Source organism: Streptomyces sp. NPDC048392, assembly GCF_043200575.1.
Classification (GTDB): domain Bacteria; phylum Actinomycetota; class Actinomycetes; order Streptomycetales; family Streptomycetaceae; genus Streptomyces.
Genome location: NZ_JBICYB010000021.1, coordinates 85930 through 108134, shown reverse-complemented (window position 1 = coordinate 108134; position 22205 = coordinate 85930). Strand labels below are relative to the sequence as shown.

Below are 22205 nucleotides of genomic sequence, written 5' to 3'. Positions count from 1 at the left end.
ACAGCGCCGACCGCCGAGCACCACGCACCACGCGGTCCAGGTGATGTCGGCGACGCGGCTGCGCTGCCCGGTGCCCGGCCACGGATCGCCGAGACCGCTGCCCGCGGGGCCTTCCGCTCGGCCACGCCGGGCCCCTTGGAGGTGTCACTGGAAGGTGAACTCCCGCCAATCGCGGGGAGGCTGCGCAAGCGGCAAGGGATCACGCGTGCGCGTGCGCGTGGGCGGCCCGGCCGGGCCGCCCACGCGGGTGTCCGCCTCCAGTGGTCAGCGCTGAGAGGTCTTCTGCAGCGCCTTGTCGAGGGCGGCCTTGAAGCCGTTGGCCCACAGCTGGTTGACCCGGCTGCGCTCGTTGGAGTTCGGGTAGGGGTTGGTGCAGGACGTGCCCGGGCCGCCGCCCGACATCAGCTCGCTGCACGGTCCGGAGTAGTGGTCGGGCAGGCCGAGCACGTGCCCGGTCTCGTGGGCGGTCACGCGGGTCGAGTTGTACTGCTGGTTCTGCCGGTAGTCGAGGAAGATGTAGCCGCTGCCGTGTCCGTTCGTGGAGGCGTACGAGCCGCGCGAGTCGTTGCCCTCGTAGTACGCGAAGTCCGCGCCGGAACTCGACTCGGCGAGCCGCACGTTGGACACCGAGCCGTTCCAGATCTGGGCCGAGCGGGATATCTGCGAGCGGAAGCTGGGCGCGTAGGCGGTGCTGTAGTAGACGGTGACGGCCGCCGCCGCCGACGCCGACGGGTTGACGGCGCGCTTCTTGGCGACCGACTTGATGACCGCCTCGAAGAACGCCCGGTTGGCCGCGGCGTCCTCACCCGAGCCGGCCTTGGGCTCGTAGCCCAGGTGGGCGCCCTGGGCCGGGGCCTGGGGCGCGGCGACCGTCGCGGCCGGGGCGCCGAGCACGGCGGCCGTCAGGCCGAGACCGACCGCGGTGGAGAGCAGGGGAAGGCTGATGCGCATCGATGACTCCTTGCGTGGGGGAGTGGGGAGAAGTCGTCACCGGTGAGTGTGGAGCGTCCATGAGCCCGCTGTGATGATGGCAACAGGCGATAGGGCCGGGCTATCACCCGCGCGCGACCCACCGGGTGCCGCTTCGACCGGAGTGCAGAACTCGCCCTGATCCGACGCCTTTTGTTCACCTGGCGCAACCAACTGTTCCGCTTTACGCTCCCTGCATGGAGCTCGAGGTGAGGCATCTACGCGCGCTGTGCGCCATCGCCGACGCCGGCAGCCTGCACCGGGCGGCGCGCCAACTGGGCGTCGCCCAGCCCACGTTGAGCACCCAGCTGAGCCGCATCGAACACGCCCTGGGCGGCCCCCTGTTCACCCGCGAACGCACCGGTTGCCGCCCCACCCCGCTCGGCCGCACCGTGCTCGGCCGGGCCCGCCCGCTGCTGACCGACATGAGCACCCTGGTCCGCGAGGCCCGCGCCGCCGCGGCCGGCGGCGACAGCAGGCTGCGGATCGGCTCCACGGCCAGCCGCGCCCTCGCCGGCTGGCTGCGCCGGCTCAGACGGCCGGGCCTGGAGCCCACCCTGCAGATGGACGTCTCCGCCAACGCCCTGCTGCGCCGGGTCGCCGACGGACAGCTCGACGTCGCCTTCGTGCACGAGGTCGAGGGCAGCCCCCTGCACATCCCCGAGGGCCTGCGACCACGGGTCCTCGTCGAGCGCGAACCGCAGTTCGTCATGCTGCCCGCCGACCACCCCGCGGCCGTCCGGCCCGTCGTCAGGCTCGCCGACCTGGCCGACGACCGGTGGATGATCGACCCCACGGTCGACGGCGAATGGGACGGCGTGCACCGCATGCTGCGCGCCGTCGGCCTCAACCCGCGCGTACTGCACGGCGATTACCACACCGCCGCCTCCCTCGTCGCCACCGGCGAGGTCGTCACCGTCTGCCAGCCCAGCTCCCAGGCCCGTCCCGACATGGCGGTACGACGCCTGTACGGCGATCCCCTGGGCGTACGCCTGCTGCTGGCCGCCCGCACCCGGGCCGAGCTGGACGCCGTCTTCCCGGCGCTGGAGGACGCGTACTGGGAGGTCGCCCGCCAGTCCACCGCGTACCGGGAGTGGCTGGAAGGGGCCGGGGTCCGGATGCTGCCCGGCTGCCCGGTGGGCGCCGCGGGAAGCGGACGGGTCGAGTTCGTGCGGGCTCGCTGAGCGGCCCCGCCCCCGGCCAATCGAGTGATCTTCACACCGGACCGGTGTGTCTCCGTGACGGAATGGTTACGGACAGCATCATGAGCTCTGCACGACGACTCCCGCCGCTGCGTTCGCTGGCCGTGATGGGTGCCCTGGGCACCTCCGTTCTGCTGCTGACCGCCTGTACGAACGCCGACACGACACGCTCCAGCGTCGCCGAGGCGGCCCCGACCGCCTCCCCTTCCGCGTCCGCCACCGATTCCACGTCCGCGTCACCCTCCGCCTCGTCCGGCTCTCCGTCGGCCTCGATGAACGAGGACCGGACCGAGCGCAAGGACCTCGTCACGGCGACGAAGGTCACCTGGGACAAGGCGGCCGACACCGCCGTCAAGGAGGTCCCCGACAGTAAGCTCGTGGACCTCGAACTCAAGCGCACGGAGGCCGATGCCACCGCGTCGCCGACCGGTTCGCCGAGCCCCAGCATGCCGAACCCGGCCCCCAGCCAGGGCGCTCCCGAGTGGGAGGCCAAGGTCGCCGAGTCCGACGGCACCGTGCACCGGATCGACATCGACGCGGTGACCGGCAAGGTCTTCCGTACCCAGGTCGACCCGGACCAGGACGCCGACGACAAGACCCAGATGTCCAACTGGCTGGACAAGGCCAAGCAGACGCCGCAGCAGGCGGTCAAGGCCGCCACCGCCAAGACCAAGGGCACCGTCACCCACGTCGAACTCGGCGACAACGACGACCAGCAGGTCGTCTGGGGTGTCGACGTGGTGTCGACCGACAACTGGAACAAGACCACCGTCGACGTCGACGCGGCCAACGGCAAGGTACTGAGCCAGGACGTCGACAGCGACTGACACACACCTCCCCGGACACCGACGGGAGCGGCCGGCCGCACGGGCCCGCCGCTCCCGTTCTTCGTGCGGTCAGTGCCCTCAGTGCCGCCGGCGCAGTCAAAGCCGTCACGGCCCCGCACAGCCGCCGACCGTCAGGGCCTCACACGGCGGGCGCCGCGGGCGCGGTGGCCGGTGCGGCCTCCGCCGGTTCGCCGCCCGTGCCGCGCGGCAGCGTCGTCACGGCCAGGAAACCGCGGACCGCCATCGCCGCGAAGAAGTAGAAGCCCCACGGATGGGCGACCCCCGAGGCGACCAGCGCGCCGGTGATCGACGGGCCGACGATCGAGCCCATCCGGCCGATCCCGGACGCCGAACCGAGCGCGGTGCCGCGCACGGAGGCCGGGTAGAAGTGCGTCACGCAGGCGTAGACGAGCACCATGGCCGAGAAGACGAACACGCCGGTGAAGAAGACCACGACGTTGAGCAGCAGGTCGCTCTCCATCCTGATGCTCAGGCACGCCAGCATGGCCACCGAGACGGCGAACCAGACCATGGTGATGCCCTGATGCCCTGATGCCCCGTCGGTCGGCGACGAACCCGCCGAGGACCAGACCGACGACGCCGCCGATGTTGAGCACGAGGAGCTGGGTGACGGCCGTCGGCACGGGGTACCCGGCGTCGTTCATCAGCTTCGGCAGCCAGGTGTTGAGGCCGCTGGCTGGTGCGGTTCGTGGCGGAGGAGCTGGGCGAGCGGGTGAGTCCGGCACAACTGCCGCCGACCGCGGCCCGCTGACGGGCGGTCGGAACGACACCGCCCGGCCGCCGTCCGGGGCGCGGTCAGGATCACCGCCGTGACGGCACCGGAACCGACCGTCCTCGCCCCGCCGGGCTCCGCACACAGCGAAGGCCGTGTTCACCCTTCGGTGCGTCAGGGCCCTGACCCCACAGTGCCGTTGGGCGTCCGACGGCCTTCGCGCACCCGGACGCGGCGTTCGTGTTTGCCGTCGCGGTGCGGGGCAAGGCGGTGTCCATGAGCGATCCGAACAAGAACACGAACAAGAACCCCACCAGTACCCGGACCGCCGAGTCCAAGGCTCGGGGCGCCGCCGAGAAGGCGACCGCACCCGTCTCGCGGGCGAGCCGGGCCGCTACCGACAAGGCCGGTGGCGCCGCGTCGGCGGCCAAGGCCGGCGCCCAGCGTTCGGCCGATGCCGCGAACGGTGCCGTGCAGACGGCCGCCAAGGGTGTCGCCGCCGGCCGCCGGGCCGCCGTCGCCACCTCGGGCCAGGTCGCGGCCACCGCCAAGACGGCTTGGACCGTCATCGCCGACCGCAAGCTCGTCGCGGCCGGCGTGGGCGCCGGCATCACCGCCGTGAGTGCCGCGTCGTACGCCGTGGGCCGCCGCGCCGGACGTCACACCCACGGACCCCTCACCCGTCTCACCGGCGGCCGGATCTGACACCGGCCGCCCGGCCGCACGGCGGGACCGTCGCTCCCGGCACCCTTCCCGCCCCCGGCGCTCGTCCCGGACACGGCCGGAACGCGCGGCACCACTGCCCGGACAGGGGAAGATGAGACCGCGAGCGAAATCCCGACCGACGCGGAGGAGTGGGCGCATGCAGCACGACCGAGCCGGCAAGCCGGCCGGCCCCGAGGATCTGATCGACGTAGCCCGGCTGGTGACGGCCTACTACGCCCTGCACCCGGACCCGGCCGAACCCGCCCACCGCGTGACCTTCGGCACGTCCGGGCACCGGGGTTCGTCCCTGGCGGCGGCCTTCAACGAGGACCACATCGCCGCCACCAGCCAGGCCATCTGCGAGTACCGCTCGGCACAGGGCACCGACGGCCCGCTCTTCCTGGGCGCCGACACGCACGCCCTGTCCGAGCCCGCGAGGGTCACCGCACTGGAGGTGTTCGCCGCCAACGACGTGACCGTCCTCATCGACAGCACGGACGGCTACACCCCCACCCCCGCCGTCTCGCACGCCATCCTCACCCACAACCGGGGCCGCACCTCGGGCCTCGCCGACGGCGTGGTCGTCACCCCCTCGCACAACCCGCCCGCCGACGGCGGCTTCAAGTACAACCCGCCGAACGGCGGCCCCGCGGGCTCCGACGCCACCTCCTGGATCCAGGACCGGGCCAACGAGATCATCGCCGCGGGACTGAAGGACGTACGGCGGGTCACCCACGCGCGGGCGCTCGCCGCGCCCGGCACCGGACGCTACGACTTCCTCGCCACCTACGTCCGCGACCTGCCGAGCGTTCTGGACCTCGACGCCATCCGCTCGGCCGGCGTGCGCATCGGCGCCGACCCGCTGGGCGGCGCGTCCGTCGCGTACTGGGGCCGGATCGCGGAGCAGCACCGCCTCGACCTGACGGTGGTCAATCCCCTCGCCGACCCGACCTGGCGGTTCATGACCCTTGACTGGGACGGCAAGATCCGCATGGACTGCTCCTCGCCGCACGCGATGGCCTCACTCATCGGGCAGCGCGACCGCTTCACCATCGCCACGGGCAACGACGCCGACGCGGACCGCCACGGCATCGTCACCCCCGACGGCGGTCTGATGAACCCCAACCACTACCTCGCCACCGCCATCGCCTACCTCTACGCCCACCGCACCGAGTGGCCGGCCGACGCGGGCGTGGGCAAGACGCTGGTGTCCTCCGGCATGATCGACCGGGTCGCCGCCGACCTCGGCCGACGGCTGGTCGAAGTGCCGGTGGGCTTCAAGTGGTTCGTGGACGGACTGGTCGACGGCTCCCTCGGCTTCGGCGGTGAGGAGTCCGCCGGGGCGTCGTTCCTGCGCCGGGACGGCTCCGTGTGGACCACCGACAAGGACGGCATCATCCTCGCCCTGCTCGCCTCCGAGATCACCGCCGTCACCGGCAGGACGCCCTCCGAGCACTACGCCGCGCTCACCGCCCGCTTCGGCGAACCCGCCTACGCCCGCATCGACGCACCCGCGACCCGCGAGGAGAAGGCCCGCCTGGCCAAGCTGTCCCCGGCCCAGGTCGCCGCCGACACCCTCGCCGGGGAGCCGGTCACCGCCGTCCTCACCGAGGCGCCGGGCAACGGGGCCCCCATCGGCGGCATCAAGGTGACCACCGAGAACGCCTGGTTCGCGGCCCGCCCCTCCGGCACCGAGGACGTCTACAAGATCTACGGTGAGTCCTTCCTCGGCGCCGGCCACCTCCGGCAGGTGCAGGACGAGGCCAAGCTCGTCGTCCTCGGCGCCCTGGGCGGCTGACACCGTACCGCCGACGCCTCAACGGAGTCCCCGGGCGGTCGGTGACGGCCGGCCCGGGGAACGGCCACGGTCAGCCCGCGGATCTCGTAGCCGCCGATCGCCTCCCGGAAGGCGACACGCGGCTCGCCGCTCATCCGGACGCCGTCGAGGGCGAACAGGCGGCTGAGGAAGACGTCGGTCTCCAGCAGCGCGATGTGCGCCCCGGGGCACCGGCGCGGCCCGTCGCCGAAGGAGAGCCCCGCACCGATCCCCTCCGCGCGGTCCGGGCGAACGAGCAGCGGATCGACGCCCACGGCCTTCGGGTCGGCGCCGGCGTCGTCCAGGTGGACCTCGACGTACTCGCCCGGTCCTCACGGTCACCGGCCCTCCCGGGCAGGGCAGGTCCACGGTCCCGGTGGACCTACCCTGCCCGGGAGGGCGCCCGATGACGGGCTCCAGCCGCAGCAGCTCCTGGAGCACGCCGGGGCGCCCCGCCTCGTCCGCCGACCGGTAGCGGCCGAGCAGCTCGGCGTCCGGGAACAGGTGCCAGGCGGCCGGGCAGACGAACTCGCGGGTGGTGACCACGCCGGCCGTGGCGAACGTCCGGCACCCACCCAGGATCTCGGCGTCCGAGCGGCCTTCCGCGATCAGGTGGGAGATCAGATCGTCGTGCGCACGGCGGCGGTGCGCACAACGGCGGTGCGCACGGATCGCGCGGCGCACGTCGGCCAGGTGGATGCGGAGCCAGTCGGTGTTCTGCCGCACCAGCCAGTACAGCCCCCGGACACCGGTCGGTCCCGGCTCGCCGGACTCCGCGGGGAAGAACCGCTCCAGCCTGCGGCGGATCCACCCGTGCCTCACGGCCGAGGGCGTCGACATCTCCGAGAGCGCGCTCGGTCACGCCCGCGAGGAGGCCGCCCGGCTCGGGGCGGGGGACCGGCTGACCCTGCACCGTCAGGACGCCGCGAGCTTCGCCGCCGCGCACCGCTTCGACCCGGTCCTCTGCGTCGGCTCCACGCACGCCTCGGCGGCCTGCCCGCCACCCTCGCCGCCGCACGCGAGCACCTGGCACCCGGGGGCCGCGTCCTGGTCGGCGACGGGTTCCGGGATCGCGAGCCGTCAGCCGAGGCCGTCGGCATGCTCGATGACCTCGCCGGCCTGCCGACCACGCTGGACCGGGTCGTCGCGGACGGCTGGACGCCCGTGGGCGGGCACATCAGCACCCGGCGGGAGCTCGACGGCCACGAGGGTCCTGGACCGGGGCACTGGCCACGTGGGCCCTGGACCACCCCACCCACCCGGACCGTACCCAGGCACTCGGGACGGCCACCGCCCACCGCGACTCGTGGCTCCGGGGCTACCGGGACGCGCTGGGCTTCCTCTGCCTGGTCCTGCGCCCGACGGACGCTTGACGCCGCTGACACAGGGGTCGCGGTGGGGCGGGTGATGTTTCCCGGATTCCGGGGTAGACGGGCAGGCGTAACGGTCAAGGCTCAGGAAGAGGGCGGATCGGATGAACGGGGCTGCCCACAACGGGGATGGGCTGGGGCATGAGCCAATCAGAGTTTCGGCGGAGTACGAGGGCATCCCCGGCGACATCGCCCGGGGCCGGGAGCTGGCCCGGGGGTTCCTGGCGCAGGTGCGGGCCGCCCAGGGGGTCCCGGTGTCCGACCGGGCGGTGGAAGTGGTGCAGTTGGTGGTCAGCGAGTTGCTGACCAACGCCTGCAAATACGCGCCCGGCCCCTCACTGGTCGATCTCGAGCTGGCCGAGGACCACGTGGAGGTCACGGTGTGGGACAGCGCACCGGTGCTGCCCGCGCCCGAGACGGCGGACCCCGGCCGCGTCGGACGGCACGGACTGGAGATCGTCATGGCCGTATGCCAGAGCTTCGAGGTGCACCGGGAACCGGACGGCAAGCGCATGAGGGCCGCGGTGGGCCTCGCCGACCACCTGCACGGCACGGCCGCTCTCAGCGACCCGGACTGATCCGCCGACCGACACGACCACCGCCGTACGGGACGCGGCCCCGGCTCGACGCCGCCCACCGGTCCCGCAGCCGGTGCGCGGCGCCCCGCGCCAGGGGTCCCGCCGACGACCTGCCCGGCCGCCCGGCCGGTGGGCCGGACCGTCCGGCCCGGGCTGCCCGGTCCCTCGCGCCCACGGCCGGCCCCGGCCACCGCCCGCCGGGCCGGCGGTCCCCGGCCCGGAGCAGGTACACGACGGAGCGTCGCAGCGGGCCCTCGGGGACCTCCGGGTCGTCGAAGTCGTCGGCCGGGCCGTAAGTCATGCCGAGACGGTCCGTCACCGCGCGCGAGCGCAGACCGCCCGCCGCCGTCACCGCGAGCACCTCCGCCGGCGCCAGGTCCTCGAAGGCGTGGGCGACGGCGGCCCGCGCGGCCTCGGCGGCACAGCCGTGCCCCCAGTCCGGGCGGGCCGGACGCCGGCCCGCCTCCACTCCGGGCAACGGCGTGCCCTCCTCCACCGGATCGAGCCCGGCCAATCCGATGAACCCGCCGGTGGCGGCGATCTCCACGGCCCAGCAGCCCCGGCCCCGCCGCTCGAGACCGGCCTGGAATCGGGCCACGGACGCCTCGCTCCGCTCCCGGGTGAGTACCCCGGGAAGTAGGCGCGGACCACCGGGTCGGCGTTCATGGCCGCCCAGGGGCCCAGGTCGGAAGCCCGCCAGTCGCGGAGCACAAGACGATCGGTTCGCAGTTCGGACATCCCGTGAACGCACGGGGAACCGGCCCGGCCGGCGACCGGATTACGCCCCCGGGGCCTCCCTCCTTCGGCCCCGCGGAGCGGTTCGTCCGCACCCGCCGGGGGAACCTGGCGCAAGGGACGGCATCGGAAGGCTGTGAGGGTCGTGACGCCACGCTGGGTGGGCCACCGGGACGGCGAGGAGCCAGGGCACGACGAGGCGGTCGGCGCGCCGCGGCCCGCGGAGCCCAACTTCCCCGGCGCCGTCCTGCGCGCCCTCGGCGCCGGCGTCCTCACCCTCGGCCCCACCGCCCGCATCACCTCGGTGAACCCCTGGGCCGAGCAACTGCTCGGACGGCCGGAACAGGAGATGCTCGGGCACGACGCGCACGACCTCCTGCACCGGCACGCCGACGGCACCCCCGTGCCGCGCGAGCGCTGCGCGCTGCGCAGCCCCCTGCACGGAGTGCCCGCCGAGGAGGGCAGCGAAGAGTACTTCCAGCGGGCCGACGGCACCACGGTCCCCATCATCTGGGCCGCCACCCCGCTCGTGCGCGACGGACGGCAGGATGGGCTGGTGCTCGTCTTCCACGACTTCAGCCTGCACCGCAGCGCCGCCGAGGAGACCGACGCGCGGACCACCGCCCTGGAGGCCCTCACCGCCCAGCTGCACCTGGTCGCCGAGATCTCCACGGTCCTGGTGCCCACCGAGCGCACCTCCACCACGCTCCGCCGCCTCGTACGGCTGCTGGTGCCGGAACTGGGCCAGTGGGCGGCGGTCGACATCTACCCGGAACAGTCGGACGTACTGGAACGGGTGGCCGTCCGCAGCAGCACACACCCGGACCGGGCCGGACCACTGCGCGGCCCCGTGACCTCGCTGCCCGACCAGGCCCGCGCCGCGCTGACCCTGCTCGTCAAGGGCGAACGGCCCGTCCCGCTCAGAGCGGACGAGCTGTTGCGGGACCCGGAGAACCCGCTCGCCGCCACCCACCGGGTGCTGTTCGAACGGCTCGGCGGGCACACGGCCGTCGTCGTGCCCCTGTGCACCCGGCGACAGTCCTACGGAATCCTGACCGTGGCCCGCACCGGCGAGCGCCCCGCCCACACCGCGGCCGAGATCGCCCTGCTCGCCGACATCGGCCGCCGCGTCGGACTGGTCCTGGACAGCGCCCGGCTCTACCACGAGCAGCAGAACGTCGCCGAGACCATGCAGCGCCAGCTCCTGACCCCCCTGCCGCAGGTCGACCACCTCCGGATGGCCGCCCGCTACTGGCCCGCCGAGAGCGCCATGGAGGTGGGCGGCGACTGGTACGACGCCTTTCTCCTCGGCGACGGTGTGATGGCCCTGGTCATCGGGGACGTGGTCGGACACGACCTGCAGGCCGCCGCCCACATGGCCGAGGTCCGCAACATGCTGCGCGCCCTCGCCTGGGACCACCAGGAGCCGCCCAGCGTGATCATGCGCCGGCTGGACGAAGCCGTGACCAACACGAGTGACGCGCCCATGGCCACCCTCGTCTTCGCCCGCGTCGAAGGCGCCGAGGGCGGCCCCTGGCGCCTGCACTGGGTGAACGCCGGCCACCCGCCGCCCCTGCTGATCACCCGGGACGGCGGGACCCGCTTCCTGGAGGGTGGCCACGGCCCGCTCATCGGCATGAGCGCCACCCTGCGCCTCGGCCTGAGCTGGCCCGACACGCGCGAGGAACTCCCGCCGGAGAGCATGCTCCTGCTCTACACCGACGGTCTGGTGGAGAGCCGCGACCGCCCGATCGACGTGGGCATGGACCAGCTCCGCCACCATGCCGGCGTCCTGGCCCAGCGGCTGGACAGCTGGAGCGTCGACGGCTTCTGCGACGAGCTGCTCGCGCGGATCGCGCCCCGCGGCGACGACGTAGCCCTGCTCGCCCTGCGCCTGCCCGCCGCCGGCGTCGGTGCCCCCGGCGACACCACGCCGCCCCCACCGCCCCAGTCCGGGCACAGCGAGGCCACCCCCGACCGGGCCGCTCCCGGCTCCCGCCGCCAAGGGGCCGAGGTGCAGGACCCGACCCACGCCGACCCGGAGGAGTAGCGGGCGGGGAGGACGGGATCCCGCGGGTGACATCCCGTCCGGACCGCCCCAACGCCACGGCGTCCACGCCGTGTTCGACGGCTTGCCGTGCAGGGGGTCCGGCACCCGAACGGGTCGGGTGTTCACCCGGCTGAGCGCCTTGAGTGGTGCGAGACGGACGGCTGGCTGACGGTGATTCACGTCGGGGCCGGGTCACCTCAGCTGACGAAGCACCAGCTGCCCGGTCGTGACGGAAGGAACTCAGATGCGTTCTGCTCGCATGCTTCTGACCACGGCGGCGGCCTCGGCCGTCTTCGTCCTGGGCGCTCCCGGCGCCTACGCGGCGGCCGGTGGCGACTGGGACCACGACGACTCTTCCTACAGCAAGGAGCACGACGACGGAGGCAAGCACGAGGGGCCGCGCGGCGGGATGCACACCGGTGGCGGTGCGCTGGCCGCGGTGGGCGAGGGCGACTGGGAGCACGACGGTGCCTCTTCCGGCAAGGAGCACGACGACGGAGGCGAGCACGAGGGGCCGCGCGGCGGGATGCACACCGGTGGCGGTGCGCTGGCCGCGGTGAGCGAGGGCGACTGGGACGGCGGCGGCCGCGAGTCCAAGCAGGGCTCGGAGACCTACCAGCAGGACGAGGGCGAGAAGTCCTGGGGCGGCGGCGAGCACGAGAAGCCGCGCGGCGGGATGCACACCGGTGGCGGCGGACTGGACACGCCGACCACGACCGCGGGCGGGCTGGCCGTCCTGGCCGTCGCCGCGACCGGTCTGTACGCCGTCCGACGCAAGAAGTCGGCTCGCGGAGTGGCGTAAGCCGTGCCGGGCGCGATAGCAGCCGGGCCGCCACCCAGGAACCGCGGGGCGGCCCGGCTCGCTTCCGCCCACCTGTCCGCCTGCTGCCGTGCCCTAGTGAGGTGGTCCCCGATGGCAGTCCCCCCTTCCGCCCCCGCCCCGGCCGACGACGAGACGGCGACGGCCGGGCAGGGTTCCCGTTCCGGTCTGACGGTGCTGTGCGCCGTGGCGCTGCTGATCCTGGCGGTGAGCCTGGTCGGCGGCAACGACACGTCGGCCGGCTCCTCCCGCCCCCCGCTGCCCGCACAGCCCGGCTCCTCCGCCCCGCCCGCGACCGGCCCGGCGGACTCCGCGCTGTCCCGGTCGAAGCCGGTGCGCCTGCTGATCCCGGAGATCTCCGTCGACGCCCCCTTCACCGAGCTCGCCATCGGTGACAACGGGCAGCTCCGGCCCCCGCCGGCCGCCGACACCAACCTCGTCGGGTGGTACGCCCAGGGCGCGTCCCCCGGCGAGAAGGGAACGTCGGTCATCGCCGGGCACGTGGACACGAAGACGTCCGCCGCAGTCTTCGCCCGCCTCGACCAGCTGGACGAGGGCGACACGTTCCAGGTCGAGCGGGCCGACGGCCGCAAGGCGTCCTTCGTGGTCGACAGCCTGGAGACCTTCGAGAAGGACGACTTCCCCAGCGAACGCGTGTACGGCGACGCCGACCGGCCCGAGGTGCGGCTCATCACCTGCGCGGGCGACTACGACCACAAGGCCAAGGACTACACGGACAACCTGGTCGTCTTCGCGCACCTCGCCTGAGGCCGCCGGCCGTCCCGGGTGCCGGCGGATGTCCGCGGCGCACCGCGCCGGTCACCCGCGCAGTGCATACGGGTCGCGCGCCGTCGGGGCCGGGCACAGGATCGAGGCAAGCCGGCGTCGCATCACCGCGGCCGACCTTCAGTTCCGCCCCCGCGAAGGAGATGTGCGCAGGATGACCACCACGTCCACCCCCGCTTCCGAACCGCTGACGCGACAGCTGTCGCAGCAGGTCTCCCAGTCCGTGTTCGACGGCTCCCGACTCCGGGTCGTCCTGCTGGTGGAGGTCTACGACGGAGCGCAGCAGCAGTTCCTCGAGACGTACGAGAATCTGCGCAGCCACGTCGAGTCCGTCCCCGGGCACACCGGCGAGCAGCTGTGCCAGTCCATCGAGAACCCTTCCCAGTGGCTCATCACCAGCGAGTGGGAGAGCGCACCGCCGTTCCTGAACTGGGTGAACAGCGAAGAACACGTGCGGATGGTCAAGCCGCTGCACAGCTGCGTCCGGGACACCAGGTCGCTGCGGTTCCACGTGGTCCGCGAGACCGGCCGCGCGGCGGCGGGCGCCGAGCAGGCCCGGGGCGGGCTCCAGGCCGCCCCCCGCGTCGGCGACGGCGTCATCCGGCACGCGCTCACCTTCACGGTGAAGCCCGGCAGTGAGGAGGCGGTCGGCAGGATCCTCGCCGACTACGCCTCGCCCGAACCGCGGGTCGACGACACCACCCGGCTGTGCCGTACGTCCCTGTTCCTGCACGGCAACCGGGTGGTGCGGGCCATCGAGGTGCGCGGCGACCTGCTCGCGGCGCTGCGGCACGTGGCCGAGCAGCCCGAGGTGCGCGCCGTCGAGGAGGCACTGAACCCCTACCTGCAGCAGAACCGGGACCTCGGCGACCCGGAGTCCGCCCGGGTGTTCTACACGCGGGCGGCGCTGCCCGCCGTCCACCACGTGAGCGCGGGGGAGGAGGGCGGCGCGGCACAGCGGCACGCGCTGTCGTACCCGGTCCGGCCGGGCTGCGGAATGCGGCTGGCCCAGCTCCTCGCCGAGCGCGACGAGGCGGCGGCCGACGATCCGCGCGGCCCCGTCCTGTGCAGCACCATCTTCCAGCGCGACGACGTCGTGGTGCGGCTGGTCGACGTACGGGGCGACCTGCGCGACGGCGATCCGGCGGCGACCCTCGGACTTCCCGACGCGGACCGGGTGGCCGAGCTGACGACCCTGCTGGACGGTTTCACGGACGCCGGTTCCCCGGCGGGCGGCGGACTCGTCCGCGCGCTCGAGGGCGCGCGCATGGAGCTGGTCACCGACCGGCGGGCGCCGGACGCCTGACCCGCCCGCGAGGCCCGCACACGCGTCGGCCGCCGGACCGCCACGTGGGCGCGGTCCGGCGGCCGATCCGCTGGGTGACTCCCGGTCAGCTCATGCGGGCACGGTGCAGTCGAAGGCGTGCAGGTACGGGTTGACCGGGCGGATGTCGTCGATGACGAGGCCCGCGTCGGTCAGCCGGCCGACCATGCTGTCGGTGGTGTGCTTGGCGCCCCCGACGTTGAGGAGCAGCAGCAGGTCCATGGCGGTGCTGAACCGCATCGACGGGGTGTCGTCGACGAGGTTCTCGATGACGACGACCCGTGCCTTGGGGCCGCCGGCCTCCATGACGTTGCGCAGGGCGCGGGCGGTGCTGTCGTCGTCCCACTCCAGGATGTTCTTGATGACGTACACGTCGGCCCGCACCGGGACGGCCTCGCGGCAGTCGCCCGGCACGATCCGGACGCGGTCCGCGAGCGAGCCGCCCTCGCGCAGCCGGGGGTCGGCGTTGTCCACCACCCGCGGCAGGTCGAGCAGGGTGCCCTGCATGGCGGGGTACTTCTCCAGCAGGCTCGCCACCACGTGTCCCTGGCCGCCGCCGATGTCGGCGACCGACGAGCTTCCCGACAGGTCGAGGAGCGCGGCGACGTCCTGGGCCGACTGCCGGCTCGACGTCGTCATGGCACGGTTGAAGACCTCGGCCGACTGGGGGGCGTCCTCGTTGAGGTAGGTGAAGAACTCCTTGCCGTACAGGCCCTCGACGACGTTGCCGCCGGTGCGCACCGCCTCGTCGAGCAGGGGCCACGCGTCCCAGGTCCACGGCTCGGTGCACCACAGGGTGATGCTGCGCAGGCTGTGCGGGTCGTCCTCGCGCAGCAGCCGGGACATGTCGGTGTGCCCGAACGTCCCGTCCTTGTGCTCGGTGAAGACGCCGTAGCAGGTCAGCGCCCGCAGCAGCCGGCGCAGCGGCTTGGGCTCGGTCTTCACCGCGGCCGCGAGGTCCTCCACGGCCTTGGGGGAGTCGCCGAGCGCGTCGGCGACGCCGAGCCGTGCGGCCGCGCGGAGGGCGGCGGCACATGCCGCCCCGAACACGAGCTCCCTCAGCCGCATGGGCGGGGGTGGGGCAGTCTGTGCGGTCGTCATGTGCCGCTTTCCTTCCTTCTCGGGTCGACGGGGATTACGGCCGGCTCAGCACATACCCGCGGGCTTGGAGACGCCGCAGGTGTTGCCCTGGAAGGTGTTGTTCCTGCCGGTGGCCGCGGTCTCGGTGTTGACGAGGTCCGCGGGGGAGTTGTCGCGCAGCGTGTTGCCGTTGATCTCGTTCTTCTCGCTGGTGACGCCCACGAAGCTCTTGAAGAGGACGATGCCGCCCGACAGCGGGGACCTGCCGGAGTTGCCCTCGACCACGTTGTCGGCGACCAGGACCTTCTCGGTGCCGGTCAGGACGATTCCGGAGCCCTGGAGCGCGTCGAGACGCTCGGTCTTCGGGCAGGACCTGTTGTTGCGCACGATGTGGTTGTCGCGCACGACCAGGTCGCCGGCCTTGGGCTTGTTCTCGTCGCCGACGACGAACACGCCCGCGCAGTTGCCGGTGATGTGGTTGTCCGCGACGGCGAGGTTGCGCAGGCGGCGGACGGTGACACCGATGCGGTTGCCCTCTAGGCGGTTGTGTGCGACGAGCGTGCCCTCGGTGTCGGCGGCGCCCGCCTCGGTCTTGACGGTGTTGGCGAGGAAGATGCCCGCGTCGCCGTTGTCGCGGGCGGTGTTGCCGCGGATGATGCCGTGGACCGACTGCTCCTGGGCGATGCCCCACACGCCGTTCTTCACCGCGGTCACGTTGCGGACCGTCAGCCCGTCGGTGGCCATGGAGAACACGCCGGAGCGGGTGAACCCGGTCACCGTCAGGTCCGCGACGGTGACGCCCTTGACGTTCTCGTCCCCGGTCCCGATCACGCAGACGCCGTTGCCGCCCTCGGCACACGTGTTGTCGACCGCCTTCTTCGGGCTGGGCCTGATGACCGTGCTGCGGCCCACGCCCCGCAGGGTGAGCCCGGGGGTGCTCACCCTGACGCTCTCGTGGTAGGTGCCGGGAGTGACGAGGACGGTGTCGCCCGACTCGGCGGCGTCCACCGCCTTCTGGATCGACTCTCCGGGGTGGACCACGTGGGTCATGGCGACGGATGACGCCGGAGCCGCACCGAGCCCCGCCCCGATCATCGCTGCGGTGCACACCAGGTACACGACATGGCATTTCTTCATATTCTGAAAGATATGCCGGAAATACTCCCAGGGCGCCGGGATGAGCCATCCGACGGCGTGTCATGAACGGACGCTGAACCGGTGGTTCTTGGGCACATGGCGTATGTGATCTTCGTATCGGCCACCCGGGGAGGAACGATCAACGTGACCGTGCCTGAACGCCGTGTCCGCGGCACACACGCAAGGCGTCGCTTCGACCTTCGGGCGACGACCGTGACGTTCGGCCTCGCGGCCATCGTGCTGATCCTGGTGGGGTGGGTCGTGCGCATGGCGTTCGACGTCGCGGAACGTCGGCCGGCCTGGGTGCTCGTCCTGGTGCTCGGGGCGGCCACCGCCTGCCTCCTGCGCCTGCGGGCGCGGAAACGGAACTCCGCCGCGAGGGCGGCCCTGCGTCCCACGGACGCCCTGGCGGTGGCCACGGCGACGACGCTGGACGAACTGGAGGACGGGCAAGCGGCCCGAGGGGCGGAGCACCCGCGTGGCGAGGAGACCACCCTGGTCGTCCCCACCCGGTACGAGGAGCTGAGCCCCGACGAGTTCGAGGAGGCGATAGCCGGCCTGTGCCGGCGGGACGGCTGTACCGAGGTGGAGGTCGTGGGCGGTGCGGGCGATCTCGGCGCCGACGTGCTGGCCGTGGCGCCCGACGGCCGGCTGGTCGTCATCCAGTGCAAGCGCTACAGCGACGACAACAAGGTCGGCTCCCAGGACCTCCAGCGCTTCGGCGGCACCTGCTTCACCGTGCACGAGGCCGACGTGGCGGTCCTCGTCACCAGCACCGACTTCACCGCACCGGCCGTCGAATACGCCGAGCGGAGCGGAATACTCTGCGTGGACGGGGAGCGGCTGCGCGACTGGTGCGAGGGCACCGGCCCGGCGCCCTGGGAACTGCTTCCGTCCGAGGAGGACGGGACGGAGCCGGCCGATCGGGCGTTGTGGTGAGCCGGGCGGCTCGTCCGCCCGCGGTTGGCGGGTGGAGAGAGGATTCCCCGCCGTGTGGTGGCAATCTGAGCGATATGGGCAAGACCGCACTGATCGTCATCGACATGATCAACACCTACGATCACCAGGACGCCGAGGTCCTCATCCCGGCCGTGGAATCCAAACTGCCGAACATGACCGGCCTGCTGGACCGGGCGAGGCGGCAGGGCGTCCCCGTGATCTACGGCAACGACAATTTCGGGGAGTGGCGCTCGCACCACGGCGAACTCCTCGACAAGGCCCTCTCGGGGCCGCACGCCCGGCTCGTCGAGCCGCTGAAGCCCGATGATTCGTCCCTCTTCGTGGTCAAGGCACGCCACTCGGTCTTCTTCGAGACCCCGCTGACCTATCTGCTCCACCAGCAGGGAATCGAGCGGCTCGTGCTGTGCGGGCAGGTGACCGAGCAGTGCGTGCTCTACTCGGCGCTCGACGCCCACATCCGCCATCTCCAGGTCATCGTTCCCCGGGACGCGGTCGCCCACATCCACGCCGATCTGGCGGACGCGGCGCTGCGCATGATGGAGCGGAACATGGGCGCCCGGGTGTGCGACAGCGGCGAGTTGTGGACGTGAGGCGACCCGCCGCCACGTCGTGAGCGGGGCAGGCGTCCGGCGTGTCAGCTCCGCAGGCTGCGTACGGGCAGGACGACCTGGGCCGCCGACGAGAGCGTGTCCTCGTGGTTGGCGAAGGCGGCGACCGCCTCGCCGTCGCCGGGCTCACCCCCGGACCAGGGGCGCGTGGCGAAGATGAGACAGGCGTACCCCCGTGCGTCCACGGCCGCCCGCCACTGCGGGGTGGGGATGAACTGGGCGTTGACTCCCGGCATGGTGAGGGCGGCGGCGCCCGGCACGACGAGCAGACCGATCGGCAGGCTGGGCAGGACGGTGGCGTCGAGGACGCCGTCGCCGCCCACGGCGAGTCCGGAACGGCTCAGCAGCCCCTCGACGGCGGCCGGGGCCGCCTCAGGGCCGCCCTCCCCGTCGCCGAGGGAGCAGGCGAGGAGGAAGGGCACGTCGCCGTCGGGCGTCTCACGGCTCCAGGACATGATGACGAGCGTGCCGAGGTCGGCGGTTCGCAGGGGGCGCGGGTCAGTGGAGATCGAAGTCACCGCGAAACCGTAAGCGCACACGGGGACCTGCCCGCCCGGCTGTCACCCGCCCGGACGACACCCTCGCGTTTCTTCACACGAACGAGGGGTGCCCGCCCTCGCCTGCCTCGCGCACCTCGCCCGCCTCGGGCACCTCACGTACCTCCGTGTGCCCCCCTCCACCGGCGCGTCCAGCCCGGCCCGGACCTCGTCGGGCGGCCGTCCGGTCCAGGCGCTGCCGCCCACCTGTCTCAGGACCGAGCGGCGGTGCGGACAGCCCGGATCGCATACGGCCGACGCCGTGAGCCGGGTGAAGGGGCGTGCTCCGACCGGCCCAAGGCGCGGCGGCCGGCGCGGCGTCCGGCGGCCGCGTGGTGTACCAGTCTTTTTATGATCTGTAGACGAAATGGTCATAAGAGCGATGTGCGTGGTTCGCGTGGCCGCGGGGTCCGGACCGCCGCGGTGGTCCTGGTCGCCGCCACCGCACTGGGTGCGGCCGGCGAAGCGGTGGCCGCACCGTCGGTGTCCCTGCGCACCGACTGGGACGCCATCGCCGCGTGCGAGTCCAGTGGCAACTGGCAGGCGAACACCGGCAACGGCTACTACGGCGGCCTGCAGTTCGCGCGGTCGAGCTGGATCGCGGCAGGTGGCCTCAAGTACGCCCCGCGCGCGGACCTCGCCAGCCGTGCCGAGCAGATCGCCGTGGCGGAACGCCTGGCCCGGATGCAGGGGATGGGGGCCTGGGGCTGCTCCTGACGACGGCCGGCCGCCCCTCGTCCGCGCCGGGTCGACCGGGGTGACCCGTGGGCGTGCACTCGCGACCGATCACCGTGCGTCCCGTTTCCCTCGCGCGGCGGTTGGGCAGTCCCCGGCGGGGGAGCCGAGTGGCGGTCCCGGACGTCGCGTACGCCGATACGTCCGTGGCCGCCCCCGCCCCCTCGGCGTACCGCGGCCGCGCCGGGCCGCGGGCAGACCGCAGTGCTCCCGGGACGCGGCGGCCGGCAAGCGAGGGCGAAACGCGGTCAGGTACCGGCGGCCGCTTGGCCGGGACGGCAACGACACCGTCGCGGGCGGGCCATGGGGGACGCGGCACGGGCGCCGGAGGGGACGGTGGACGACGTCCTGGGCCGCGTCGGCGCCTGCGCGCAGCGCTGGGTCACCGCGCGCGCCGAGCAGGACCTGCGGACGAGACCGCGCCGCGGGTGCCCGCCAACCTCGTGGCCCCCGGAGCGGCCGAGGACCTCCCGGCCACGAGGACCGCGTTGCCCACCGCCTTGCGGCTCACCCACGGCCCGAGGCTCGCCGCCTGGTGCACGGGGCCGCACTACGTGGCGGCGTACCCGGTGGGGAACGACGCCCGCCACACCGTCGAAGTGGGTTCCGCCCGCCTGCGGACCGTGTCGCCCTTGCAGGAGAAGGAGGGCCTCTCCCGGCGGATCGACGCCTCGGTCCTCCCCGCACCGCGCGCGACGTACACCCGGACACCGTGACGAGTGGCGGGGCGGGAACGGGGGTGTGGCGGCCCGGCGACGACACGAACAGTCCCGACTTCGCACAACGCGGCGTTGTGCCGGAGGGGGCGGGGCCGGCCGGGGAGCACGCCGGCCGGCCCGAAGGCTCAACCCGCCGCGCGGGGCGCGGCGTCCGCTCTCGGGCGGACGGTCATCAGCAGGGTCCGGGGCCGGACGGTGGCCGCGGCGACGGGCCGTACCGTCCGGCCCGGCGCGAGTTCCAGACGTACGCGCCGTGTGATCGTGGCGATGGCGGTGACGAGCTCGGTGAGGGCGAACCGGTCACCGATGCACTTGTGCTTGCCCGCGCCGAAGGGCAGGAACGCCTCCGTGGGCCGGGGCCGGGTGTCGTCCAGCCACCGGTCGGGGTCGAACACCAGGGGGTTGGGGAACAGCACGGGGTCACGGTGGAGGGCGTGCTGGCAGTAGGCGAGTTCGGTCCCCGCGGGCACCGTCCAGGGGCCGAGCCGGGTCTCGGTGACGGTGCGGCGGGTGACGAGCCACCCGGTGTGGTGCAGCCGCAGCGCCTCCTCGATCACCCGCCCGAGGTACGGCAGCCGGCCGAGGTCGTCGAACGCCACCGGACGGTCGCCGAGGACCTTGTCGAGTTCCGCCAGCACCCGCGCCTCGATCCGTGGCGCGCGGGCGAGCTCGTACAGCACCCAGGACAGCACCGAGGCGGTGGTCTCGGTGCCGGCCACGGCGAGGGTGAGGACCTCGGAGGAGATCTCGCGTCCGGAGAGCGGCCGGCCCGTCTCCTCGTCGGTGGCGCGCAGGAGCAGGGAGAGCATGTCGCCGGTGTCGTGGCCTTTGGCCCGCAGGTCGGTGACGGCCCGGTCGACGGTGGCCCGCACGGCGTCGCGCGCGGCGGTGAAGCGGCGGTTGGCGGGCAGCGGCAGCCGCTCGATCCAGTCGGGCAGCATGACGCGGGCGCCGACGCCGTTCATCACGACCGACAGGTCGGCGCGCAGCCGACGGAAGGTGGCGTCGTCGAGGCTGCCGGAGAACACCGTCTTGGCCAGCATGTCCAGGCTGAGCCCGACCATGGCCTCGCGCACGTCGAGCAGCTCGCCGGGGACCCAGCCGTCGACGGCGGTGTCCGTCTCGGCGCGCATGGTGCCGACGTAGCGGGCGATCCGTTCACGGCCGAAGGCAGGCTGGAGCTGACGTCGCTTGCGGACGTGGACCTGGCCTGCCGCGGTGACCACGGAGTCGCCCAGCAACTGCCCCATCTTCTCGAAGAACCGGCCCTTGTCGAGGCTCGGTCCGAGGTCGGTGAGCATGGTGCGGACGAGGCCGGGGTCCTGGACGACAAGGGTGCGGGTGCCGGGCTGGAGGGTGATCTCGACGAGTGGTCCGTAGGTGGTGCGCAGGGCGGCGATGAAACCGAGATTGTCGCGCACGAGCTGTATCGCGTGCCCCAGGAACGGCAGTGAACCGGCTGCCCTGGGTATGGGGGGAGGCGCTACGAGCGTCACGAGGGCGTGTCCCTTCGAGTCGATCATGGGCGCTTGCATGGCTTCCCCGATCGCTCCGCGCGGCAATCCGTGTGCGGGCGTGGTACATGCCACGTCCTCCGCGGGTGCGGTGACGGTGTGGAGGCGGAAGCGGCGGGGCAGATTCCACCACCGGCCGCCCTGCAAGCCTCAGCGCAGCAGGAGTTGCACGAGAGCGACCGTGCCGACCGTCACGACCAGGGTCCGCAGGACCACGGGACTGAAGTGGCGGCCCACCCTGGCCCCGGCGTACCCGCCGAGACCCGAGCCGGCCGCCAGGAGCCCCACGGCGGTCCAGTCGAAGTCCGCGGCGAAGAGGAAGAAGAGCGCGGCGACGGTGTTGACGACGGCGGAGAGGACGTTCTTGGCCGCGTTGAGCCGTTGCAGGGGCTCGTCCAGGAGCATGCCCATCAGGGACAGGTAGATGATCCCCTGGGCGGCGGTGAAGTAGCCGCCGTAGACGCTGGCCAGGGTCAGGCCGGTGAAGAGCAGCGGGCCGCCGTCCCGGCGCGGGGAGGCGCCGGTGCGCGCCCGGCGGCGCAGGACCAGCCTGCCGATCTGCGGCTGGAGCGCCACCAGCACCAGGGCGAGACCCACCAGCACCGGCACGATCGTCTCGAAGGCGTCGGCCGGCAGCGACAGCAGCAGCGTGGCGCCCGCGAGGCCGCCGACCAGCGCACCGGAGCCCAGCTTCAGGAGGCGCCGACGCTGGCCGCTCAGCTCCTTGCGGTAACCGATGGCCCCGCTGATGGAGCCGGGGATCAGGCCGAGGGCGTTGGAAACGGTGGCGGTGACCGGTGAGAGCCCCGTGGCCAGCAGCACGGGAAAGGTGATCAGAGTCCCGGAGCCGACCACGCTGTTGATGGCGCCGGCCCCGACTCCCGCCGCGAACACCGCGGCCATGGCCTCCGGCGTCACCCCGTGCCGCCTCGCACCGGGCCCGTACTCGGCCGGAAGGTGTCTTGTGCATCTTTCACGGGGCCGACTGTACCCACCGTCCG

The 22205-nt window shown here is 73.0% G+C and carries 19 protein-coding genes and 3 pseudogenes; 14 read left to right on the top strand and 8 right to left on the bottom strand.

The genetic code is table 11. The features are described 5' to 3' along the window. Positions 1-264 precede the first annotated feature (264 nt). Complete coding sequence (gene snpA, locus ACGFYH_RS25420) at positions 265-951, bottom strand: snapalysin (protein ID WP_393805468.1); 687 nt, start codon at positions 949-951, stop codon at positions 265-267. Between the two features lie 215 nt (positions 952-1166). Between snpA and ACGFYH_RS25415 the strand changes: the two genes are divergently transcribed. After that, on the top strand, positions 1167-2153 hold the full coding sequence (locus tag ACGFYH_RS25415; protein WP_393805467.1) for a LysR substrate-binding domain-containing protein: 987 nt from the start codon (positions 1167-1169) through the stop codon (positions 2151-2153). Positions 2154-2233: 80 nt separating this feature from the next. After that, complete coding sequence (locus ACGFYH_RS25410; protein WP_393805466.1) at positions 2234-2998, top strand: PepSY domain-containing protein; 765 nt, start codon at positions 2234-2236, stop codon at positions 2996-2998. A 139-nt stretch (positions 2999-3137) separates the two neighbouring features. On the opposite strand, the pseudogene ACGFYH_RS25405 reads toward ACGFYH_RS25410, so the two are convergent. Further along, a pseudogene (locus tag ACGFYH_RS25405) lies at positions 3138-3690 on the bottom strand (MFS transporter); the annotation flags it as partial. A gap of 317 nt (positions 3691-4007) precedes the next feature. Between ACGFYH_RS25405 and ACGFYH_RS25400 the strand changes: the two are divergent. From ACGFYH_RS25400 to ACGFYH_RS25385, 4 genes and pseudogenes are all read left to right on the top strand, one after another. Further along, on the top strand, positions 4008-4436 hold the full coding sequence (locus ACGFYH_RS25400) for a hypothetical protein (RefSeq protein WP_393805465.1): 429 nt from the start codon (positions 4008-4010) through the stop codon (positions 4434-4436). Positions 4437-4593: 157 nt separating this feature from the next. Further along, a complete protein-coding gene (gene pgm / locus ACGFYH_RS25395; protein WP_393805464.1) occupies positions 4594-6234 on the top strand; it encodes a phosphoglucomutase (alpha-D-glucose-1,6-bisphosphate-dependent) in 1641 nt (546 codons plus the stop codon). An 826-nt stretch (positions 6235-7060) separates the two neighbouring features. Then, positions 7061-7625, top strand: a pseudogene (locus ACGFYH_RS25390) (SAM-dependent methyltransferase); the annotation flags it as partial. A 101-nt stretch (positions 7626-7726) separates the two neighbouring features. Then, a complete protein-coding gene (locus tag ACGFYH_RS25385) occupies positions 7727-8200 on the top strand; it encodes an ATP-binding protein (protein ID WP_393805463.1) in 474 nt (157 codons plus the stop codon). 202 nt (positions 8201-8402) lie between these two features. On the opposite strand, the pseudogene ACGFYH_RS25380 reads toward ACGFYH_RS25385, so the two are convergent. Continuing rightward, a pseudogene (locus ACGFYH_RS25380) lies at positions 8403-8938 on the bottom strand (GNAT family N-acetyltransferase); the annotation flags it as partial. A gap of 142 nt (positions 8939-9080) precedes the next feature. On the opposite strand from ACGFYH_RS25380, the gene ACGFYH_RS25375 reads away from it, so the two are divergent. The 4 genes from ACGFYH_RS25375 to ACGFYH_RS25360 all read left to right on the top strand — a co-directional run bounded on the left by ACGFYH_RS25375 (position 9081) and on the right by ACGFYH_RS25360 (position 13897). Further along, a complete protein-coding gene (locus ACGFYH_RS25375; protein ID WP_393805462.1) occupies positions 9081-10985 on the top strand; it encodes a SpoIIE family protein phosphatase in 1905 nt (634 codons plus the stop codon). 244 nt (positions 10986-11229) lie between these two features. Further along, a complete protein-coding gene (locus tag ACGFYH_RS25370; protein ID WP_393805461.1) occupies positions 11230-11787 on the top strand; it encodes a hypothetical protein in 558 nt (185 codons plus the stop codon). 111 nt (positions 11788-11898) lie between these two features. After that, a complete protein-coding gene (locus tag ACGFYH_RS25365; RefSeq protein ID WP_393805460.1) occupies positions 11899-12573 on the top strand; it encodes a class F sortase in 675 nt (224 codons plus the stop codon). Positions 12574-12745: 172 nt separating this feature from the next. Beyond that, positions 12746-13897, top strand: coding sequence for a SchA/CurD-like domain-containing protein (locus tag ACGFYH_RS25360; protein WP_393805459.1), 1152 nt, complete (start codon positions 12746-12748; stop codon positions 13895-13897). Between the two features lie 90 nt (positions 13898-13987). Here ACGFYH_RS25360 and ACGFYH_RS25355 read toward each other — a convergent pair whose 3' ends face one another. Together ACGFYH_RS25355 and ACGFYH_RS25350 are read right to left on the bottom strand one after the other, a co-directional pair. Continuing rightward, positions 13988-15016 (bottom strand): methyltransferase, encoded by a 1029-nt coding sequence (locus ACGFYH_RS25355; RefSeq protein ID WP_393805458.1) that lies wholly within the window; start codon positions 15014-15016, stop codon positions 13988-13990. 45 nt (positions 15017-15061) lie between these two features. After that, positions 15062-16132, bottom strand: a complete 1071-nt coding sequence (locus ACGFYH_RS25350; RefSeq protein ID WP_393805457.1) for a nitrous oxide reductase family maturation protein NosD — start codon at positions 16130-16132, stop codon at positions 15062-15064. A gap of 144 nt (positions 16133-16276) precedes the next feature. Here ACGFYH_RS25350 and ACGFYH_RS25345 point away from each other — a divergent pair, with 144 nt between their 5' ends. Continuing rightward, entirely contained in the window at positions 16277-17071 is a 795-nt protein-coding gene (locus tag ACGFYH_RS25345; RefSeq protein WP_393805456.1) for a restriction endonuclease, read from the top strand. Between the two features lie 74 nt (positions 17072-17145). After that, a complete protein-coding gene (locus ACGFYH_RS25340) occupies positions 17146-17682 on the top strand; it encodes an isochorismatase family cysteine hydrolase (protein WP_393805455.1) in 537 nt (178 codons plus the stop codon). A gap of 44 nt (positions 17683-17726) precedes the next feature. Here ACGFYH_RS25340 and ACGFYH_RS25335 read toward each other — a convergent pair whose 3' ends face one another. Beyond that, on the bottom strand, positions 17727-18218 hold the full coding sequence (locus ACGFYH_RS25335) for a DUF5949 family protein (protein ID WP_393805454.1): 492 nt from the start codon (positions 18216-18218) through the stop codon (positions 17727-17729). A 369-nt stretch (positions 18219-18587) separates the two neighbouring features. On the opposite strand from ACGFYH_RS25335, the gene ACGFYH_RS25330 reads away from it, so the two are divergent. Beyond that, entirely contained in the window at positions 18588-18953 is a 366-nt protein-coding gene (locus ACGFYH_RS25330; RefSeq protein WP_393805453.1) for a transglycosylase family protein, read from the top strand. Between the two features lie 446 nt (positions 18954-19399). Then, positions 19400-19687 carry a hypothetical protein gene (locus ACGFYH_RS25325; protein ID WP_393805452.1) on the top strand — a complete coding sequence of 96 codons (288 nt, stop codon included), beginning with the start codon at positions 19400-19402 and terminating at the stop codon, positions 19685-19687. A 128-nt stretch (positions 19688-19815) separates the two neighbouring features. Here the strand turns inward: ACGFYH_RS25325 and ACGFYH_RS25320 are convergent, their stop codons facing one another. Next, positions 19816-21213, bottom strand: a complete 1398-nt coding sequence (locus ACGFYH_RS25320) for a cytochrome P450 (RefSeq protein WP_393805451.1) — start codon at positions 21211-21213, stop codon at positions 19816-19818. A 141-nt stretch (positions 21214-21354) separates the two neighbouring features. Beyond that, a complete protein-coding gene (locus ACGFYH_RS25315; RefSeq protein ID WP_393805450.1) occupies positions 21355-22107 on the bottom strand; it encodes a sulfite exporter TauE/SafE family protein in 753 nt (250 codons plus the stop codon). Positions 22108-22205 lie beyond the last annotated feature (98 nt).

Bases quoted from the DNA above. Each gene is read 5' to 3' on its own strand.
- ACGFYH_RS25370 (WP_393805461.1), top strand. From the start codon at position 11,230: ATGCGTTCTGCTCGCATGCTTCTGACCACGGCGGCGGCCTCGGCCGTC.
- ACGFYH_RS25350 (WP_393805457.1), bottom strand. From the start codon at position 16,132: ATGAAGAAATGCCATGTCGTGTACCTGGTGTGCACCGCAGCGATGATC.
- ACGFYH_RS25360 (WP_393805459.1), top strand. From the start codon at position 12,746: ATGACCACCACGTCCACCCCCGCTTCCGAACCGCTGACGCGACAGCTG.
- snpA (WP_393805468.1), bottom strand. From the start codon at position 951: ATGCGCATCAGCCTTCCCCTGCTCTCCACCGCGGTCGGTCTCGGCCTG.
- ACGFYH_RS25365 (WP_393805460.1), top strand. From the start codon at position 11,899: ATGGCAGTCCCCCCTTCCGCCCCCGCCCCGGCCGACGACGAGACGGCG.
- ACGFYH_RS25320 (WP_393805451.1), bottom strand. From the start codon at position 21,213: ATGATCGACTCGAAGGGACACGCCCTCGTGACGCTCGTAGCGCCTCCC.
- ACGFYH_RS25410 (WP_393805466.1), top strand. From the start codon at position 2,234: ATGAGCTCTGCACGACGACTCCCGCCGCTGCGTTCGCTGGCCGTGATG.
- ACGFYH_RS25385 (WP_393805463.1), top strand. From the start codon at position 7,727: ATGAACGGGGCTGCCCACAACGGGGATGGGCTGGGGCATGAGCCAATC.
- pgm (WP_393805464.1), top strand. From the start codon at position 4,594: ATGCAGCACGACCGAGCCGGCAAGCCGGCCGGCCCCGAGGATCTGATC.
- ACGFYH_RS25330 (WP_393805453.1), top strand. From the start codon at position 18,588: ATGATCTGTAGACGAAATGGTCATAAGAGCGATGTGCGTGGTTCGCGT.
- ACGFYH_RS25340 (WP_393805455.1), top strand. From the start codon at position 17,146: ATGGGCAAGACCGCACTGATCGTCATCGACATGATCAACACCTACGAT.
- ACGFYH_RS25415 (WP_393805467.1), top strand. From the start codon at position 1,167: ATGGAGCTCGAGGTGAGGCATCTACGCGCGCTGTGCGCCATCGCCGAC.
- ACGFYH_RS25355 (WP_393805458.1), bottom strand. From the start codon at position 15,016: ATGACGACCGCACAGACTGCCCCACCCCCGCCCATGCGGCTGAGGGAG.
- ACGFYH_RS25400 (WP_393805465.1), top strand. From the start codon at position 4,008: ATGAGCGATCCGAACAAGAACACGAACAAGAACCCCACCAGTACCCGG.
- ACGFYH_RS25315 (WP_393805450.1), bottom strand. From the start codon at position 22,107: ATGGCCGCGGTGTTCGCGGCGGGAGTCGGGGCCGGCGCCATCAACAGC.